This is a genomic window from Escherichia sp. 93.1518 (genome assembly GCF_013368915.2).
GTDB lineage: Bacteria > Pseudomonadota > Gammaproteobacteria > Enterobacterales > Enterobacteriaceae > Escherichia > Escherichia ruysiae.
The window spans coordinates 105040-123027 of sequence record NZ_JABWMT020000001.1 but is presented as its reverse complement, the minus strand read 5'-3'; the positions used below and the strand labels follow the sequence as shown (position 1 = coordinate 123027).

Here is a 17988-nt window from a genome sequence, read left to right as displayed (position 1 = left end):
ATAACCAGTATTTGGAGTCAACAGTGGTACGGCGTTTAACTTCCCTGCGGCCAGAATTTGAAGCGGCGGCAATCTACGAATATCCCGAACATTTACGTTCATTCCTTAATGACTTACCCACCCGACCAGGGGTCTATCTGTTTCATGGCGAAAGTGACACCATGCCGCTCTATATTGGCAAAAGCGTTAATATCCGCAGCCGGGTGCTTTCTCATTTACGCACTCAGGATGAAGCCGCCATGCTGCGGCAATCAAGGCGAATTAGTTGGATCTGCACCGCAGGTGAAATCGGCGCTCTACTCCTTGAAGCGCGATTAATTAAAGAACAACAGCCACTGTTTAATAAACGCTTGCGCCGTAATCGCCAGCTCTGTGCCCTGCAACTGAATGAAAAGCGTGTCGATGTGGTGTATGCCAAAGACGTGGATTTTTCTACCGCAGCAAACTTATTCGGCCTGTTTGCCAACCGTCGTGCGGCTTTACAAGCATTACAGACCATCGCCGATGAACAAAAACTTTGTTATGGCCTGCTCGGGCTGGAACCGTTAAGTCGCGGGCGCGCTTGTTTTCGTTCGGCGCTAAAACGTTGCGCCGGGGCGTGCTGCGGTAAAGAGAGCCATGACGCTCATGCGCTACGTTTGCGCCAGTCTCTGGAGCGTTTGCGGGTTGTTTGTTGGCCGTGGCGAGGTGCGGTGGCGCTGAAAGAACAGCATCCGGAAATGACCCAATATCATATTATTCATAACTGGCTGTGGCTGGGCGCGGTTAATTCGTTAGAAGAAGCTGCAACGTTAATCCGTACACCCGCCGGGTTTGATCACGACGGTTATAAAATCCTCTGTAAACCGCTGCTTTCCGGCAACTATGAAATCACTGAACTTGATCCGGTGAATAGCCTGCCAGCCAGTTAATTTCACTGAACAGCAGTTTGCCTTGCGGTTGCAAAAGCCGCAGGGTGTGCCTGCCATCGTACCAGCACGCGCCCTGGTCGGTAGTCAACAGCTTGTCGCCCAGTTGCCACGCTCCGCTAATCACAAACACCACCCCACCGCGTGAGCCAAAAGTGGTGAACGTGCGATCGGCAATTCTGACTTTCGCTTTACAGGCATCAAGGCGCGTCATAATGTTAAAATCCATTGACATCTGACCTTCAGTCAGTTTCGCTTTTACCACCTGATCCGCCGCGAAAGCAAAAGGCTGTAGCGGCTTTAAGGTATGGCTAAAACGGTTAGTGCTTTCAAGGAGCATCTCACCGCCTTCCAGCAGCGTCACGCTCCTTTCCATTCCCGGAAACAACGAAAACTCACCATTTGCCGCAATGGAAGCAATGCTGGCACGCCAGTAAAAATCACGTTTTGCCGGAGGAAAGCTACAGATTTCCCGAGTTTCACCGGCAGCGTTTCGCCACAGGTTCACCGACATTTTACGCATATCAAAGTATTCCATACTCGCTCCCGGCATACTCTTTTCATTGTTATCGTTCAGGCAACCATGGATTGTTATCGGCAACTCGGGTGATTTACCTTAGTGGTGATTAGGTTTTTTTTGCAAAAGTTGTAGAACAGAAAAGAAAACCGCCGATCCTGTCCACCGCATTGCTGCAAGGTAGTGGACAAGACCGGCGGTCTTAAGTTGTCAGGCTGAAATTTTATTCAGCAGTTGCAGGCATTTTACCTTTTGCCGCAGGGCGTTCTGTCAGACGCTTCTCAAAATTAGCATTAAATTGCTTTTTCTGCTCCGGCGTCAGGATGTTGTAAATCTTGTTCTGGGTTTCCAGGTGCGCCAGCATGTTAGCTTTGCGCTGTTCTTCCATTTTTGCGATCTGCGCTTCAGCTTTCGCTTTGTCGAAGGTATCGCTGGCAATAATGTCATGCATTGCGCGGCGTTCTTCCAGCGGCGGGCGTTTCATCTGGTCACGCTGGCCTTTCATTATTTCGCGAATCTGCTGTTTCTGCGCGTCGGTCAGGTTCAGGTCTTTAAACATCATGTCGTGATGCGGACCGAATTTACCTTTATGGTGCATCATCGGCTTCGCGTCAGCCGGTGCTGCGGTAGTGGTATCGGCGGCATGGGCCAGGTTAGCCGCGCCAAAAGCCAGGGTAGAGGCAACAAACAGTGCAGTTAATTTACGCATATTCTATATCCTTCCTTTCAGTTATTTATTACGGCTTTCTTAAGTAACGTGCCGTGTTGACGAGATTAACTTTACTGACTTTAGCGTCAATTAATCAGAGCAACGGTAAAACAATGAAAGTGTAAAAAACACTTTTGCGCCAATTATGGAGAAAAAAAGAAAATTTGATGGAGAGTGATGATGAAATATTACAACACACTGATTTTACAGAAATTATGAAGAACTATACCTGATGACTGGTGATAAATAAAGCAAATAACCAGGATTAATCCGCATTATTTCATTAAAAAGCCAGTAAATACCCGCAGAATGATTTCTGCGGGCAAGTATTAGGTTATTTTTTCCAGCATTAATCCCGCACGTAATCCCGTCGCCACCAATGGATTAGGGAATAACACATACTCAACATCATGAGTCACAGTAAAATGTTCCTCACCATCCTGCGCCAACAACGTTCCTTTCTTAAACGGCGTGAAGTTCAGCGTCTCGCTTGCCATATGCAGTTCGAAGGACGATGAGTGGCGGGTAATTTGCGAAACGACCCGATAGCGTAGCGGCGACGTTCTCTCAGTACCGACACTCACGCCAGATAACAGCGCAGCAATCGCGCTGGCGGTGGGTGAAAGCTGGCGAAGATCGTTTTTGCCAAATGGCAATGCTTTACCAAGTTCCAGCGTACACGCCAGTGCACCGAAATGTTCGGCACTACAATGGGTAAACGTGCCCCCCGGCGCCTGGTGAAACACCAATGCCTCCAGCCCTGCCGCACCCAGCCATGTCAGAAAGTTTTCATCCCAGGGAATATTACGTTGCGGTAAAACACCAAACCGTGGGTGATACGAACCACGAATCGCGGTATGCAGATCAAGGTGCCAGCGAACAGACTCTTTACCCTGTTCATAAAAATCTTCCAGACACTGTTCCAGTTCGCGCGCACGGCACGTTTCGCCGCTTTCGGCAAATCGCTGCCAGCGTCCGCCAAACATTCGATTCATATCGCTATGGCAATAACGTGCCCCTTGCTTCAGCGCCGGGGGATTTCCAAGGATCGCCAGCAGCCGCCAGCGTAGAGGGATCTCGCCGTGGAGAATCGCGCCAAGCAAAGCATCGAGCATTTCTACCGGCGCGGTTTCATTACCGTGTATTCCCACAGAAATCACCAGCGCACCCTGCGGTGGCGTTAACGGCGTCAGTTCCAGCAGCCCGTCGCCCAGCCAGCGCCAGCGGACACCGTTGTTTTCCCGCTCTGTTATGGCTGGCTTTTTGCCCGTTAAAGTCAGGGCAAGAAAATTATCCATTACCCCCTCCCTCCCGCTGAAACGGGTAAACCGAACCGAGATTCAGTAAACGAGTCAGTGCATCCAGAGCTTCCCTTCCTTCACGCAGCAATTGCGGGTCAGCAAGATCGGCGGCAGTAAGACGATCGCGATAGTAGCGATCCACCCAGCCATTGAGCGTATTAAACAAGGTATCGTTCATCATCACTGCCGGATTTACCGCCTGATATTCTTCTGCCGTCAGCACCACGCGTAACCGCAGGCACGCAGGGCCGCCGCCGTTTGCCATGCTTTCGCGCAAATCAAAAACTTTCAGTTCGCTTATCGGGTTATCGGCAGCAAGCAATTCATTGAGATAACGCCATACCCCAGCGTGTTCCCGACACTCCTGCGGCAGCACCAACACCATCGAACCATCATCACGGCTCAGTAACTGGCTGTTAAACAGATAAGTCGAGACAGCATCCGCTACGGAAACCTGTGCCGCCGGAACTTCTATCGCCATAAAACCGTTCACCCGCGCGCGCAGGTTTGCCAGTAATTGCGCCTGGCGGGCGAACGCCTGCTGATGGCAAAACAGCACCTGGCGGTTACTCACCGCAATGACATCATTATGAAAAACACCCTGGTCGATAACGTCCGGGTTTTGCTGGGCAAAAACCACCTGCTGTGGATTCACCTGATTCAACCTGGCGACCGCCTCACTGGCTTCACGGGTTTGCCGCGCCGGATAACGGGAAGGTCGCGTGCCATTGCCCTCTTCTCGCCCGTACACAAAAAGCTGAATACCGGGATCGCCATAGTTACCACCGAGCCGATTGTGGTTTGCCGCCCCCTCATCCCCCAGCATCGCCACCTGCGGCAAAGCAGAATGAACGGTGAACTTCTCTTCATCGTTAAAAATCGCTTTTAACAGCGATTCGGTGACGGGCGCTTCCAGCGAACGGTGAAATTTATTGTTCAGGTTGGCGACGGTCAGATGCACTTTGCCATCCAGCGTATCAGCGGATGGCGCTACCGTAGCTGCATTCGCTACCCACATTGGCGAAGCGGAACTGACGCTGGAAAGCCAGTGCGGAGCCTGACGGGCAACCTTTTCCAGCACGTGTTCATCGCTGCCGTTGAATCCCAGTTGACGCAAAACCGGGATAAACGGTCGCTCGTGCGGAGGGATCACCGCCTGGGGGAATCCCGCATCAGCAAGGGCTTTCATTTTCAGTAAACCCTGTTTTGCCGCCAGTCGCGGATTAGAGACCTGAAAACGGTGACGGGTAGAGGCTTCATTACCAAACGACAGGCCCGCGTAATGATGTGTCAGCCCCACCAACCCGTCGAAATTCACTTCCCGGGCGTTCATGGCACCACCTCATCGGAGAAATCCAGACCGGGGTTAAGCGTCGCAGGCAACGTTAACGTGTCTGACTCCAGGCTAGCCATCGGCCAGGCACAATAATCTGCGGCATACCAGGCGCTGGGGCGATGGTTGCCGGAAGCGCCAACGCCGCCGAATGGTGCAGTACTGGCAGCGCCGGTAAGCGGTTTGTTCCAGTTGACGATCCCCGCACGTGCTTCCAGTAACAGTCGATCGAACTTTTCCCGCTCCGGTGACACCAGCCCGCAAGAGAGGCCAAAGCGAGTGTTATTCGCCATCTTAATCGCCTCATCAAAGGTGTCATAACGCCAGATGCGCAATAGCGGCCCAAACACTTCTTCATCCGGCACGCCGACAACGCCTGACATTTCAATGATCCCCGGCGTCAGCAATGATGTTCCTGCGCGCAGCAAACGTGGCGCAAGCAGGGTTCGCCCGCCCATCGCTTCCAGTTCCTGCCAGGCGGTAACAACCTGCTGCGCGGCCTGTTCAGAAATCAGTCCGCCAATAAACGGCTGTGGTTCGTCATCCCAGTTACCCGGCGTTAACCGCTGGCTGACGGCAACCAGGCGAGCAAGGAACGCATCGCCCTGCGCCCCGCGTTTAAGCATTAAACGGCGGGCGCAAGTGCAGCGTTGCCCGGCAGTGACAAATGCTGACTGAATAGTCAGGTGGACAGCGGCGTCGATATCCGCCACGTCATCAATAATCAGCGGGTTATTGCCGCCCATTTCGAGGGCGAGGATTTTTTCCGGCTGACCGGAGAGCTGACGATGCAACTGATAGCCCGTGTTGGCGCTGCCGGTAAACAGTAAACCGTCGAGATCTTCCAGCGCACTCAGCGCCTGACCCGTTTCGCGCCCCCCCTGCACCAGATTCAGCACACCTGGCGGCAACCCAGCCTGCTGCCATAAACGCATTACCGCTTCGCCACTCCACGGTGTCAGTTCGCTGGGTTTAAAGATAATTGTGTTACCTGCCAGCAATGCCGGAACGATATGTCCGTTCGGCAAATGACCAGGGAAATTATACGGCCCAAATACTGCCAGTACGCCGTGTGGGCGATGGCGCAAGCTCGCCGCCCCATCTGGCATTTCGCTGCGCTGCTCGCCCGTGCGCACGTGATACGCCTTGATTGATATCGCGATTTTATTGATCATCGCCGTCACTTCGGTTGCCGCTTCCCAGCGCGGCTTACCCGTTTCTCTGGCAATAATCGCAGTTAATTCGGCTTTATTGCTTTCCAGCAGTCCGGCAAAGCGTTCAACTCTTACCTGACGATCGCCAAAGGAGAGCCGCGCCCAGCGCGGAAACGCCGCACGGGCTGCCCGACAAGCCTGCTCTACCTGAGCGGCATCGGCATCATTGCCCTGCCATAACACCTCGCCCGATACCGGATTACGCTTCACACGCAATGCGCCCTGGCCCGTTACCCAGTCACCGTTGATCCATAAAGTCATGCTGTTTTCTCCTCTGCGCACAGGCGCACCAGACGAACGCGATCCCCTGCGTGGCATTTCAGGGCATCCAGTTGTGCGGCGGTTAAAATCAAACGCTCGGTTGCCGGATCGGTACGCACCAGCACCACGCGGAAATGGTGATAATTTTCATTGGCGACCAGGCAGGCCGGGAAATCGCCCTGCGCAGGCTGCCCTTCTGCCACTTCCACCAGCCGACTTTTACGGATGGCGCGCACGCGGTCGATGTCACACTCAAGCGTCGGCCCGCCGTCAAAGATGTCGATATAGTTACGGTAGCGAAAACCTTCTTTCTCCAGCACTGCGCGGGCAGGCGCGGTTTGCGGATGTACCTGGCCGATGACGTCCTGGGCTTCCTGGGATAAAAAGTGGGTATAGATCGGATGTTTCGGCATCAGTTCCGCAATAAATGCCTTTTGCCCGGTGCCGCAGAGAAAATCGGCGCGGCTAAAATCCATCGAAAAGAAGCGTTTACCGAGGCTTTGCCAGAACGGTGAATAGCCGTGTTCGTCAATCACCCCGCGCATTTCGGCGACCACTTTGTCATTAAACTTGTCGCGAAAAGCCGCCATAAACATAAAGCGCGATTTCGACAGCAAATAGCCGTTGCCCTCTTTGCGCCAGTCCGGGTCGAGAAACAGCGTGCACAGCTCGCTGCTGCCGGTGTGATCGTTACTGAGAAACAGCGTCGGCAATGCGTTATAGACATTCAGCTCTTTTGAGGCGTGAACCAACGTGCCGACGCGATAGTTGTACCAGGGATCGTTCAGCCCAACTGCCACCTCAATGGCACAAATCCCCGCCACGGTGCCTGTCTCGCTATCTTCCAGCACGAACACATAGCCCTGCTCACTTTCGGGTAATTCGCCCTGCCAGGTTTTAATGGATCTGTCGATACGCGCCGAAAGCGTGGCTTCATTGGCAGGGAGCGACGTCAGGCCGCCGCCCGTTTCACCTGCAAGCTGCATTAAGGCTGCGACATCGGTGCGCTCAACGGGACGGATGACCATCATGATGAACCCCGGCTAACAAAGCGTTCGCAAGTAGCGGCAAAGCGATCCAGTCCGGTCGTCACCTCTTCTTCGCTGACGTTGAGCGCCGGCGCAAAACGCACCACGTTGCCACCCGCAATCAGCACCATCACGCCTGCTTTCGCCGCCTCCTGAGAGATCTGTTTCGCTTGTCCGGCGTAATCCGCATTCAGCACGCAGCCAATCAACAGACCTAATCCGCGAATTTCACTGAACAAACCGCAGCGATGATTAATGATATTAAGACGCTCAACAAACCAGTCGTGACGCTGTTTGACACCATTAAGCATCTCTGGCGTGTTGATGAGATCAAGCACTTTACCCGCCACCGCCGAGGCCAGCGGATTACCACCATAGGTGGTGCCGTGAGTGCCAACGGTCATCACCCGACCGCACTCTTCGGTTGCCAACAACGCACCGACCGGGAAACCTCCGCCCAGAGCTTTAGCGGTGGTCAGCAGATCGGGCGTCACCCCGTAGTGCATATAGGCATAAAGTTCACCGGTACGCCCGACGCCGGTTTGTACCTCATCGAAAATCAGCAATGCATTGTGGCGATCGCATAACTCACGCAATCCCTGCAAAAATGCCTTACTGGCTGGCACCACGCCGCCTTCGCCCTGTACTGGCTCGACAATCACCGCGCAGGTGGAGTCGTCAATCAGCGCACTGGCAGAATTAATATCGTTATACGCGGCATGGCGGATATCCGGCGGCAGTGGCGCGAAATCCTGTGAATAGGCTGGCTGCCCGCCGGCACTAACGGTAAACAGCGTGCGCCCGTGGAAAGCATTTTTAAACGCCACGATGCCGCTCTTATGGCTACCGTAGCGGTCGTGAGCGTATTTGCGCGCCAGTTTCAACGCCGCTTCGTTGGCTTCCGCGCCGGAGTTACAGAAGAACACGCGATCGGCAAACGTCGCGTCAATGAGCTTTTTCGCCAGCCGTAATACCGGCTCGTTGGTGTAACCATTACCGGTATGCCAGAACTTACTCGCCTGCTCGTTCAGCGTCTCCCGCAGTTCCGGATGCGCATGACCCAGTGCGTTCACTGCAATGCCACCCGCGAAGTCGATATACTCTTTCCCCTGCTGATCCCACAAGCGCGAACCTTCGCCACGTACCGGAATAAACGGTGCCGGAGCGTAAACAGGTATCATCCATTCATCAAAATTTTCACGCGTAATTGGCTGAGACATAGCGACCCCTACAGTAAATAAATAGTTATTTATATGTTAATAATAAGTAGCGTTTACGCTGTAAATGTAGATTGCAGGGTTCGTGCCAGCCAGTAGTAAAAGTGCATAAACGGCGGCAGTTAACTGGAAATCAAGGCGTTACAACCCAGCGACATGCACCTGAAGTGCATATAAAGTGAATACGTTTGCGATACTGATGAATAAAAAGAATAAAAAACGAAATGTTATGCAGAAGTAAAATATAATTCTGGAATTGTGATCGTTGACGAAATTTACTGGAAATTACTGCGCCATGCTGACGCAACTGCACCAAAAACGGGCATTTTTTGCGCCATCGTTGGCATCATTAACAACCATCGATCAAATCACTTAACAACAGGCAGTAAGCACGGCGAATTTCTGCTAACATCCACGCACTCTTTATCTGAATAAATGGCAGCGACTATGAAATTTGTCTCTTTTAATATCAACGGTCTGCGCGCCAGACCACACCAGCTTGAAGCCATCGTCGAAAAGCACCAACCGGATGTGATTGGTTTGCAGGAGACAAAAGTTCATGATGATATGTTTCCGCTCGAACAAGTAGCAAAGCTTGGCTACAACGTCTTTTATCACGGGCAGAAAGGCCATTATGGCGTGGCGCTGCTGACCAAAGAGACGCCGATTGCTGTGCGTCGCGGCTTCCCCGGCGACGGCGAAGAGGCTCAACGACGAATTATTATGGCGGAAATTCCCTCGCCGCTGGGCAATGTCACCGTGATCAACGGCTACTTTCCGCAGGGTGAAAGCCGCGACCATCCGATTAAATTCCCGGCGAAAGCGCAGTTTTACCAGAACCTGCAAAACTACCTGGAAACCGAACTCAAGCGTGAGAATCCGGTGCTGATTATGGGCGATATGAATATCAGCCCTACAGACCTCGATATCGGCATTGGCGAAGAGAACCGCAAACGCTGGCTGCGTACCGGTAAATGTTCTTTCCTGCCAGAAGAACGCGAATGGATGGAGAGACTGATTAGCTGGGGTCTGGTGGATACTTTCCGCCATGCGAACCCGGAAACGGCAGATCGTTTCTCGTGGTTTGATTACCGCTCAAAAGGTTTTGACGATAACCGTGGTCTGCGCATCGACCTGCTTCTCGCCAGCCAGCCGCTGGCAGAATGTTGCGTAGAAACCGGCATCGACTATGAAATTCGCAGCATGGAAAAACCGTCCGATCACGCCCCAGTGTGGGCGACCTTCCGCCGCTAATTTCTCTGTTCTCCTGGCTCACTCTGGGTCAGGAGAATTAACCTTGAGAAAAATCAACAAACTGTCAGTAATGATTTGTTGCCCGCCGTCCTTTGTTATACCGTCACTGCGTTTTTAGTTGTCTGACCACTTCTCTATTATCAAGTTTGATATAGGAAACTCCACGATGAACGCTGAGCGTAAATTTCTTTTTGCCTGTCTTATTTTTGCGCTGGTCATTTACGCTATCCACGCTTTCGGTTTATTCGATCTGCTCACCGATTTACCTCACTTACAGGCGCTTATTCTCCAGAGCGGATTTTTCAGTTATAGCCTCTATATTCTGTTATTCATCATCGCCACTCTCTTTCTGTTACCGGGTAGCATACTGGTGATCGCCGGAGGAATAGTCTTTGGCCCGCTCTTAGGGACGTTTCTTTCATTAATTGCCGCCACGCTGGCCTCGTCATGCTCCTTCCTTTTGGCACGCTGGCTGGGACGTGATTTACTGCTGAAATACGTTGGTCATAGCCACACTTTTCAGGCCATAGAAAAAGGTATTACGCGTAACGGTATCGATTTTCTTATTTTGACCCGCTTAATCCCGCTATTTCCTTACAATATTCAAAATTATGCTTATGGATTAACCGCCATCGCCTTCTGGCCTTATACCCTTATTTCGGCATTAACTACTCTGCCCGGAATAGTTATTTATACCGTAATGGCAAGCGATCTCGCCAGTGAAGGCATTACGCTGCGCTTTATTTTAAAACTCTGTCTGGCAGGACTGGCGCTGTTTATTCTCGTTCAGTTCGCCAGACTCTACGCCCGACACAAACATGTGGATCTGTCTGCTTCACGCCGCAGCCCACTTACTCACCCCAAAAATGAAGGATAGAACGATGTTGCAACATTATTCAGCGTCATGGAAAAAAGGACTGGCTGCACTGTGTTTACTGGCAACCGCAGGGCTTAGTGGCTGCGATCAAAAAGAAAATACGGTGGCAAAAGTGGAATACGACGGGCTTTCCGCCAGCCAGCCAGCCACTGCGTGTCGATGCCAATAACCATACGGTCACCATGTTAGTGCAAATTAATGGTCGTTTTCTGACAGACGATACCCGCCACGGCATTGTGTTTAAAGATGGCTCCAACGGACATAAATCGCTGTTTATGGGTTATGCGACCCCGAAAGCATTTTATGAAGCCCTGAAACAGTCCGGTGGCACGCCGGGCGAAAACATGACGATGGATAATAAAGAAACGACCCATGTGGCGGGCAGCAAACTGGATATTTCGGTCAACTGGCAAGGGGCGGCAAAAGCGTATTCCTTCGATGAGGTGATTGTCGATAGCAATGGCAAGAAACTGGACATGCGCTTTGGCGGTAATTTAGCGGCGGCAGAAGAGAAGAAAACTGGCTGCCTGGTGTGTCTCGATAGCTGCCCGGTCGGTATCGTCAGCAATGCGACATACACTTATGGGGCCGTGGAAAAACGCGGTGAAGTGCAATTCAAAGGTAATGCGTCGGTTCTCCCGGCAGATAACACGCTGGCAACGGTTACCTTTAAAATCGCCGAATAACAACCAGGATAAAGGATGATGAAAATGCAATCGCGTAAAATCTGGTACTATCGTGCCACCATCATCATCCTGTTGTTCGCTGTGCTGCTGGCATGGGCGCTGCTTCCCGGCGTCCATGAGTTTATCAATCGCAGCGTTGTGGCGTTTGCCGCCGTGGATCAACAGGGTATAGAACGCTTTATTCAGTCTTACGGCACACAGGCGGCTGTGGTCTCGTTCTTCTTGATGATCTTACAGGCCATTGCCGCGCCGCTGCCTGCGTTTTTGATAACCTTTGCCAATGCGTCACTGTTTGGCGCATTCTGGGGCGGCTTGCTGTCGTGGACCAGTTCGATGGCGGGTGCGGCGCTGTGCTTTTTTATCGCCAGAGTGATGGGTCGCGAAGTAGTGGAAAAGTTAACCGGTAAAACCGTGCTTAACAGCATGGACGGCTTTTTTACCCGCTACGGCAAACACACCATCCTGGTATGTCGGTTATTGCCTTTTGTCCCTTTCGATCCTATCAGCTATGCTGCCGGATTGACTTCAATACGTTTTCGCTCGTTTTTTATCGCCACCGGGCTTGGTCAGCTACCCGCAACCATCGTCTATTCCTGGGCGGGCAGCATGTTAACGGGCGGCACATTCTGGTTTGTCACCGGACTGTTTATCCTGTTTGCCCTGACCGTGGTGATTTTTATGGCGAAAAAAATATGGCTTGAACGCCAGAAGAGGAATGCCTGATGGGTTTACCGCCGCTTAGCAAAATTCCTTTGATTTTACGTCCGCAGGCGTGGCTGCATCGTCGCCATTATGGCGAGGTGCTAAGCCCAATTCGCTGGTGGGGGCGAATTCCGTTTATCTTTTATCTGGTGTCGATGTTTGTTGGCTGGCTGGAGCGCAAACATTCACCGCTCGATCCGGTGGTGCGATCGCTTGTCAGCGCACGCATTGCACAAATGTGTCTGTGTGAGTTTTGTGTGGATATCACCAGTATGAAAGTCGCGGAGCGTACCGGTAGCACTGACAAACTGCTGGCGGTAGCTGACTGGCGGCAAAGCCCGCTGTTCAGCGATGAGGAGCGGCTGGCGCTGGAATACGCCGAAGCCGCGAGCGTCACGCCGCCAACGGTCGATGATGTCCTGCGTACCCGACTGGCTGCCCATTTTGATGCTCAGGCACTCACCGAGCTGACAGCATTGATCGGCCTGCAAAATCTGTCAGCCCGTTTTAATTCTGCCATGGACATTCCCGCTCAGGGGCTGTGCCGACTTCCTGAAAAACGTTCTTAAGGAGAGATGATGCGCCATTGTGTGTGGTTGCTGGGATTGTTATCGCTGTTTTCTTTGGCAACACATGCCAGTGACTGGCAGGAAATCAAAAACGACGCCAAAGGGCAAACCGTCTGGTTTAACGCCTGGGGCGGCGATATGGCAATTAACCGCTATCTCGACTGGGTTAGCGGCGAGATGAAAACCCATTACGATATAAACCTGAAGATTGTCCGCCTGGCGGATGCCGCAGACGCAGTAAAACGCATTCAGACGGAGGCCGCTGCCGGGCGCAAAACAGGCGGTTCGGTGGATCTTCTGTGGGTAAATGGTGAAAACTTCCGCACCTTAAAAGAGGCCAATTTATTACAAACCGGCTGGGCGGAGGCTCTACCCAACTGGCGTTACGTCGATACGCAACTACCGGTACGGGAAGATTTTTCTGTGCCGACCGAAGGCGCGGAATCGCCGTGGGGTGGCGCACAACTGACGTTTATCGCCCGCCGCGATGTTACGCCACAGCCACCACAAACACCGCAAGCGTTACTGGAGTTTGCCAAAGCCAATCCCGGCACGGTGACTTATCCGCGCCCACCGGACTTCACAGGCACGGCGTTTCTGGAACAGTTGCTGATTATGCTGACGCCAGACCCCGCCGCATTAAAAGAAGCGCCGGACGATGCGACTTTCGCCCGTATCACTGCGCCCTTGTGGCAATATCTTGATGCACTGCATCCGTATTTGTGGCGCGAAGGAAAAGATTTTCCGCCTTCGCCTGCACGAATGGATGCCCTGCTAAAAGCCGGTACATTGCGCCTGTCACTGACCTTTAACCCCGCTCATGCACAACAAAAAATAGCCAGCGGTGATTTGCCAGCAAGCAGTTACAGCTTCGGCTTTAGCGAGGGGATGATTGGCAACGTGCATTTCGTCACCATTCCAGCCAATGCGAATGCCAGTGCTGCGGCGAAGGTTGTCGCCAACTTCCTGCTCTCACCCGATGCGCAACTGCGTAAAGCGGATCCCGCTGTCTGGGGCGATCCTTCGGTTCTCGATCCACAGAAACTGCCTGACACGCAGCGTGAAACATTGCAATCAAGAATGCCGCAGAATCTGCCGCCGGTACTGGCGGAACCACATGCAGGCTGGGTAAATGCGCTGGAACAAGAATGGCTACGCCGTTACGGTACGCATTAATCTTTCTGCTGTGGGCGATGGTGGCGGTGATTTACGCACCGCTAATCCCGGCAGCTTTCACGCTGATAGCGCCTGCCTTGTCGCTGACGCACTGGCAGGCGTTATTTGCCGACCCGCAGTTACCACAGGCATTACTGGCGACGCTGGTTTCGACGACTATCGCGGCGGTCGGGGCATTGTTGATTGCCCTGCTGGTGATTGTCGCGCTGTGGCCTGGCGTAAAATGGCTGCATCTGTGCGCCCGTCTGCCGTGGCTGCTCGCCATTCCCCACGTGGCTTTTGCCACCAGCGCCCTTCTGCTCTTTGCTGACGGCGGCCTGCTTTACGACTATTTCCCGTATTTCACTCCGCCAATGGACAAATTGGGGATTGGGCTGGGTTTCACTCTGGCGGTGAAAGAAAGCGCATTTCTGCTGTGGATCTTGTCAGCCGTGCTAAGTGAAAAACGGCTGCTACAGCAGGTTATAGTGATGGATTCACTGGGCTACAGCCGCTGGCAATGCCTGAACTGGCTGCTGTTGCCCTCCGTCGCTCCTGCTCTGGCAATGGCGATGCTGGCGATTGTCGCATGGACGCTGTCGGTCGTGGATGTAGCAATTATCCTTGGGCCAGGTAATCCACCGACTCTGGCAGTAATTAGCTGGCAGTGGTTAACTCAGGGCGATACAGATCAACAGATTAAAGGCGCGCTCGCCAGCCTGCTGCTGATGGCGTTACTCGCCACCTGTGTTTTGCTGGGCTATCTGTTATGGCGCGCCTGGAGGAACACCATTCCCCGCGAAGATGGCGTTCGCAAACCAGCCACGGCTTTACTGCCCGGCTATACGCTGGCGAGGTTATTACCATTAACGGGGGTGCTCTGTGTGGTTCTGCTGGCGATCCTCGCGGATCAATCGACGATCAATCTTGAGGCGCTACTCAATAGCCTGACTATGGCTCTGGTCGCGACATTCATCGCGTTGATCCTGTTACTGCTGTGGCTGGAATGGGGGCCAAAGCGTCGCCAGCTATGGTTATGGATGCCCATTTTATTACCGGCACTGCCATTAGTGGCAGGTCAATACACGCTGGCGTTATGGCTCAACCTGGATGGTAGCTGGACGGCGGTGATCTGGGGGCATCTGCTGTGGGTGATGCCGTGGATGCTGTTTATCCTGCAACCCGCCTGGCGGCGCATCGACTCGCGATTAATTTTGATTGCACAAACGCTGGGCTGGTCACAAGCCAAAATATTCTGTTATGTGAAATTCCCGCTTATGCTACGCCCCGCGCTAATTGCGTTCGCTGTCGGATTTTCAGTGAGTATTGCGCAATATATGCCGACGCTGTGGCTCGGTGCGGGACGTTTCCCGACGCTGACGACAGAAGCGGTGGCGTTAAGTAGCGGCGGCAGCAACGGTATCCTCGCCGCCCAGGCTTTATGGCAACTGCTGTTACCGCTTATTATTTTTGCCCTGACCGCCCTGCTTGCAAAATGGGTAGGTTATGTCAGACAAGGACTCCGCTAATGCTCTGCGTGAAAGATGTTTCGCTACGTTTGCCAGGAACTTGCTTACTAAAGAACGTCAACTTTACGGCCACCAAAGGTGACATTGTCACGTTAATGGGGCCATCAGGCTGTGGTAAATCCACGCTGTTTTCCTGGATGATTGGCGCGCTGTCCGGGCAGTTTTCTTGTACAGGTGAGCTATGGCTCAATGAGCAGCGGATCGACATGCTGCCGACTGCACAGCGCCAGGTTGGCATTCTTTTCCAGGATGCGCTGTTATTTGACCAGTTCAGCGTCGGGCAAAATTTACTGCTGGCGCTACCGGCGACACTCAAAGGTGTTGCAAGGCACAATGCCGTGAATGATGCGCTTGAGCGCGCGGGACTTGGTGATACTTTCCATCAGGATCCGGCAACTCTGTCTGGTGGTCAGCGGGCACGGGTAGCTCTGCTACGCGCCCTTCTCGCCCAACCCAAAGCATTATTACTCGATGAACCATTCAGCCGTCTTGACGTGGCTTTGCGCGACAGTTTTCGCCAGTGGGTGTTTAGCGAAGTTCGCGCCCTGGCGATCCCGGTCGTTCAGGTAACCCATGATTTACAGGATGTTCCCGCTGGTGGCCTGGTTCTGGATATGATGCAGTGGTCAGAAAATTACAACAAACTGCGATAACGCAAAGTTTTTCCTCATGCGCCAGTTCAGAATGGCGCACTCAAAACTACAATGTCGGGATTTTCGATGAAACGTGTTTCTCAAATGACCGCGCTGGCAATGGCTTTAGGGCTGGCTTGCGCTTCTTCGTGGGCCGCTGAACTGGCGAAGCCTCTTACTTTTGACCAGCTTCAACAACAAAATGGCAAAGCGATAGATACTCGCCCCAGCGCGTTTTATAACGGCTGGCCACAAACTTTAAATGGCCCTTCCGGTCATGAACCTGCCGCCTTAAACCTTTCTGCAAGCTGGCTCGACAAAATGAGCGCCGAACAGCTCAACGAGTGGATCAAGCAACATAACCTGAAAGCCGATGTGCCTGTGGCGTTATACGGTAATGACAAAGACGTCGAAGCCGTCAAAACGCGTCTGCAAAAAGCAGGCTTTACGCATATCTCCATCCTGAGTGACGCGCTAAGCGAACCTTCCCGCCTGCAAAAACTGCCGCACTTTGAGCAACTGGTTTACCCGCAATGGCTGCATGACCTGCAACAAGGTAAAGAGGTTACGGCAAAACCTGCCGGTGACTGGAAAGTCATTGAAGCAGCCTGGGGCGCACCAAAGTTTTACCTTATCAGCCATATTCCCGGCGCTGACTACATCGATACCAACGAAGTTGAAAGCGAACCGCTGTGGAACAAAGTTTCTGATGAGCAACTGAAAGCGATGCTGGCAAAGCACGGCATTCGCCATGACACCACGGTCATTCTGTACGGGCGAGACGTTTACGCCGCAGCGCGCGTGGCACAGATTATGCTGTACGCAGGCGTGAAAGATGTGCGCCTGCTGGATGGCGGCTGGCAAACGTGGTCTGATGCGGGGCTGCCCGTTGAGCGCGGTACGCCACCGAAAGTGAAACCGGAACCTGACTTCGGCGTGAAGATCCCGGCGCAACCGCAACTGATGCTCGATATGGAGCAGGCACGTGGACTACTGCATCGTCAGGATGCTTCACTGGTAAGCATTCGTTCGTGGCCAGAATTTATCGGTACGACCAGCGGTTACAGCTACATCAAGCCAAAAGGTGAAATAGCCGGAGCACGTTGGGGACACGCTGGTAGCGACTCGACGCATATGGAAGATTTCCATAACCCGGATGGCACCATGCGTAGCGCCGATGATATTACCGCTATGTGGAAAGCATGGAATATCAAACCAGATCAACAAGTCTCGTTCTATTGCGGCACCGGCTGGCGCGCCTCAGAAACCTTTATGTATGCGCGCGCAATGGGCTGGAAGAATGTCTCCGTTTACGACGGCGGCTGGTATGAATGGAGCAGCGATCCGAAAAATCCGGTAGCAACCGGTGAACGCGCCCCGGACAGTAGCAAATAACACGGCAATTACTGACGCTGAAGCGACTTCAGCGTCAGATACCCACTCCACACTCGCGTAAATGTCGTCATCCAACACAGCGCGCCAAAAATCCACGCAAACCACGAGAAATAGGCCGGAAAGAGGCAACTCAGGACAAACAGCAAAATCGTCTCGCTGCCTTCGGTTAATCCCCCCAGATAGTAAAAAGATTTATGTGCATAGCCGGGGTTATCAATCTGGTGCTTCGCCGCCAGCGCAGCAAACGCGAGAAAACTGCTGCCCGTGCCGATAAACGCAAACAACAGCCAGCCTCCCGCCAGCGCGTTTTGTTCTGGTGCGGCGAGAATAAACCCGAACGGCACCAGCGCGTAAAAGAGGAAATCGAGAGAAATATCAAGAAAACCGCCTGCGTCAGTTAACCCTCTGCGCCTCGCCAGCGCGCCGTCCAGACCATCAAGCAACCTGTTGAGCAAAATGGCAATCAGCGCCGCCAGATACCATCCCAGCGCCAGAAACGGCAATGCCAGCACACCAATGGCAAACCCCACTAACGTTAAACCATCTGGCGTTATACCGGGTCTATCAAGAACCCGCACGCACTGATGCAACAACGGTTTAATTCGCGGATGAAGATGGCGGTCTAACACGGGCACTCCTTAAATATAAAGCCCTTCTGATCGGGCAACAGTGCGGATATTATGGCATTTTTCGCTTATCTG

General features: G+C 53.0%; 17 protein-coding genes and 1 pseudogene. 10 read left to right on the top strand and 8 right to left on the bottom strand.

Annotation, left to right across the window (positions count from 1 at the left end):
- The first annotated feature begins 23 nt into the window (after positions 1–23).
- The gene (cho, locus tag HEN21_RS00650) at positions 24–911 is read left to right on the top strand and encodes an excinuclease Cho (RefSeq protein ID WP_000252348.1); all 888 of its coding nucleotides are present in this window, start codon (positions 24–26) and stop codon (positions 909–911) included.
- Here the strand turns inward: cho and ves are convergent.
- From ves to astC, 7 genes are all read right to left on the bottom strand, one after another.
- Entirely contained in the window at positions 871–1446 is a 576-nt protein-coding gene (gene ves, locus HEN21_RS00645) for an environmental stress-induced protein Ves (RefSeq protein WP_010345878.1), read from the bottom strand. The genes cho and ves overlap by 41 nt on opposite strands.
- 202 nt (positions 1447–1648) lie before the next feature.
- On the bottom strand, positions 1649–2134 hold the full coding sequence (gene spy / locus HEN21_RS00640; protein WP_001228965.1) for an ATP-independent periplasmic protein-refolding chaperone Spy: 486 nt from the start codon (positions 2132–2134) through the stop codon (positions 1649–1651).
- 329 nt (positions 2135–2463) lie between these two features.
- A complete protein-coding gene (astE, locus tag HEN21_RS00635) occupies positions 2464–3432 on the bottom strand; it encodes a succinylglutamate desuccinylase (RefSeq protein WP_176252699.1) in 969 nt (322 codons plus the stop codon).
- A complete protein-coding gene (gene astB / locus HEN21_RS00630; RefSeq protein ID WP_105286864.1) occupies positions 3425–4768 on the bottom strand; it encodes an N-succinylarginine dihydrolase in 1344 nt (447 codons plus the stop codon). Before astB ends, astE begins: the two co-directional genes overlap by 8 nt.
- Complete coding sequence (gene astD / locus HEN21_RS00625; protein ID WP_176252700.1) at positions 4765–6243, bottom strand: succinylglutamate-semialdehyde dehydrogenase; 1479 nt, start codon at positions 6241–6243, stop codon at positions 4765–4767. The genes astB and astD overlap by 4 nt, the downstream gene beginning before the upstream one ends.
- The gene (gene astA, locus HEN21_RS00620; protein WP_176252701.1) at positions 6240–7274 is read right to left on the bottom strand and encodes an arginine N-succinyltransferase; all 1035 of its coding nucleotides are present in this window, start codon (positions 7272–7274) and stop codon (positions 6240–6242) included. The genes astD and astA overlap by 4 nt, the downstream gene beginning before the upstream one ends.
- Entirely contained in the window at positions 7271–8491 is a 1221-nt protein-coding gene (gene astC / locus HEN21_RS00615; RefSeq protein ID WP_176252702.1) for a succinylornithine/acetylornithine transaminase, read from the bottom strand. Before astC ends, astA begins: the two co-directional genes overlap by 4 nt.
- A 444-nt stretch (positions 8492–8935) precedes the next feature.
- Here astC and xthA point away from each other — a divergent pair, with 444 nt between their 5' ends.
- The 9 genes and pseudogenes from xthA to ynjE all read left to right on the top strand — a co-directional run bounded on the left by xthA (position 8936) and on the right by ynjE (position 17287).
- Positions 8936–9742, top strand: coding sequence for an exodeoxyribonuclease III (gene xthA / locus HEN21_RS00610; RefSeq protein ID WP_000673948.1), 807 nt, complete (start codon positions 8936–8938; stop codon positions 9740–9742).
- A 166-nt stretch (positions 9743–9908) separates the two neighbouring features.
- Positions 9909–10619 carry a TVP38/TMEM64 family protein gene (locus HEN21_RS00605; RefSeq protein WP_176252703.1) on the top strand — a complete coding sequence of 237 codons (711 nt, stop codon included), beginning with the start codon at positions 9909–9911 and terminating at the stop codon, positions 10617–10619.
- A 4-nt stretch (positions 10620–10623) separates the two neighbouring features.
- A pseudogene (gene ydjY, locus HEN21_RS00600) lies at positions 10624–11305 on the top strand (lipoprotein YdjY).
- Between the two features lie 15 nt (positions 11306–11320).
- Complete coding sequence (locus tag HEN21_RS00595; protein WP_176252704.1) at positions 11321–12028, top strand: TVP38/TMEM64 family protein; 708 nt, start codon at positions 11321–11323, stop codon at positions 12026–12028.
- A complete protein-coding gene (locus tag HEN21_RS00590; RefSeq protein WP_176252705.1) occupies positions 12028–12576 on the top strand; it encodes a carboxymuconolactone decarboxylase family protein in 549 nt (182 codons plus the stop codon). The genes HEN21_RS00595 and HEN21_RS00590 overlap by 1 nt, the downstream gene beginning before the upstream one ends.
- Positions 12577–12585: 9 nt before the next feature.
- Complete coding sequence (locus HEN21_RS00585; protein WP_176252712.1) at positions 12586–13752, top strand: ABC transporter substrate-binding protein; 1167 nt, start codon at positions 12586–12588, stop codon at positions 13750–13752.
- The gene (locus HEN21_RS00580; RefSeq protein WP_176252706.1) at positions 13725–15260 is read left to right on the top strand and encodes an ABC transporter permease subunit; all 1536 of its coding nucleotides are present in this window, start codon (positions 13725–13727) and stop codon (positions 15258–15260) included. Before HEN21_RS00585 ends, HEN21_RS00580 begins: the two co-directional genes overlap by 28 nt.
- Entirely contained in the window at positions 15260–15913 is a 654-nt protein-coding gene (locus HEN21_RS00575; protein WP_176252707.1) for an ATP-binding cassette domain-containing protein, read from the top strand. The genes HEN21_RS00580 and HEN21_RS00575 overlap by 1 nt, the downstream gene beginning before the upstream one ends.
- 66 nt (positions 15914–15979) lie before the next feature.
- Positions 15980–17287 (top strand): thiosulfate sulfurtransferase YnjE, encoded by a 1308-nt coding sequence (gene ynjE, locus HEN21_RS00570; RefSeq protein ID WP_010348802.1) that lies wholly within the window; start codon positions 15980–15982, stop codon positions 17285–17287.
- An 8-nt stretch (positions 17288–17295) separates the two neighbouring features.
- Here ynjE and HEN21_RS00565 read toward each other — a convergent pair whose 3' ends face one another.
- Complete coding sequence (locus HEN21_RS00565) at positions 17296–17916, bottom strand: CDP-alcohol phosphatidyltransferase family protein (RefSeq protein ID WP_010348804.1); 621 nt, start codon at positions 17914–17916, stop codon at positions 17296–17298.
- Positions 17917–17988: the final 72 nt, after the last annotated feature.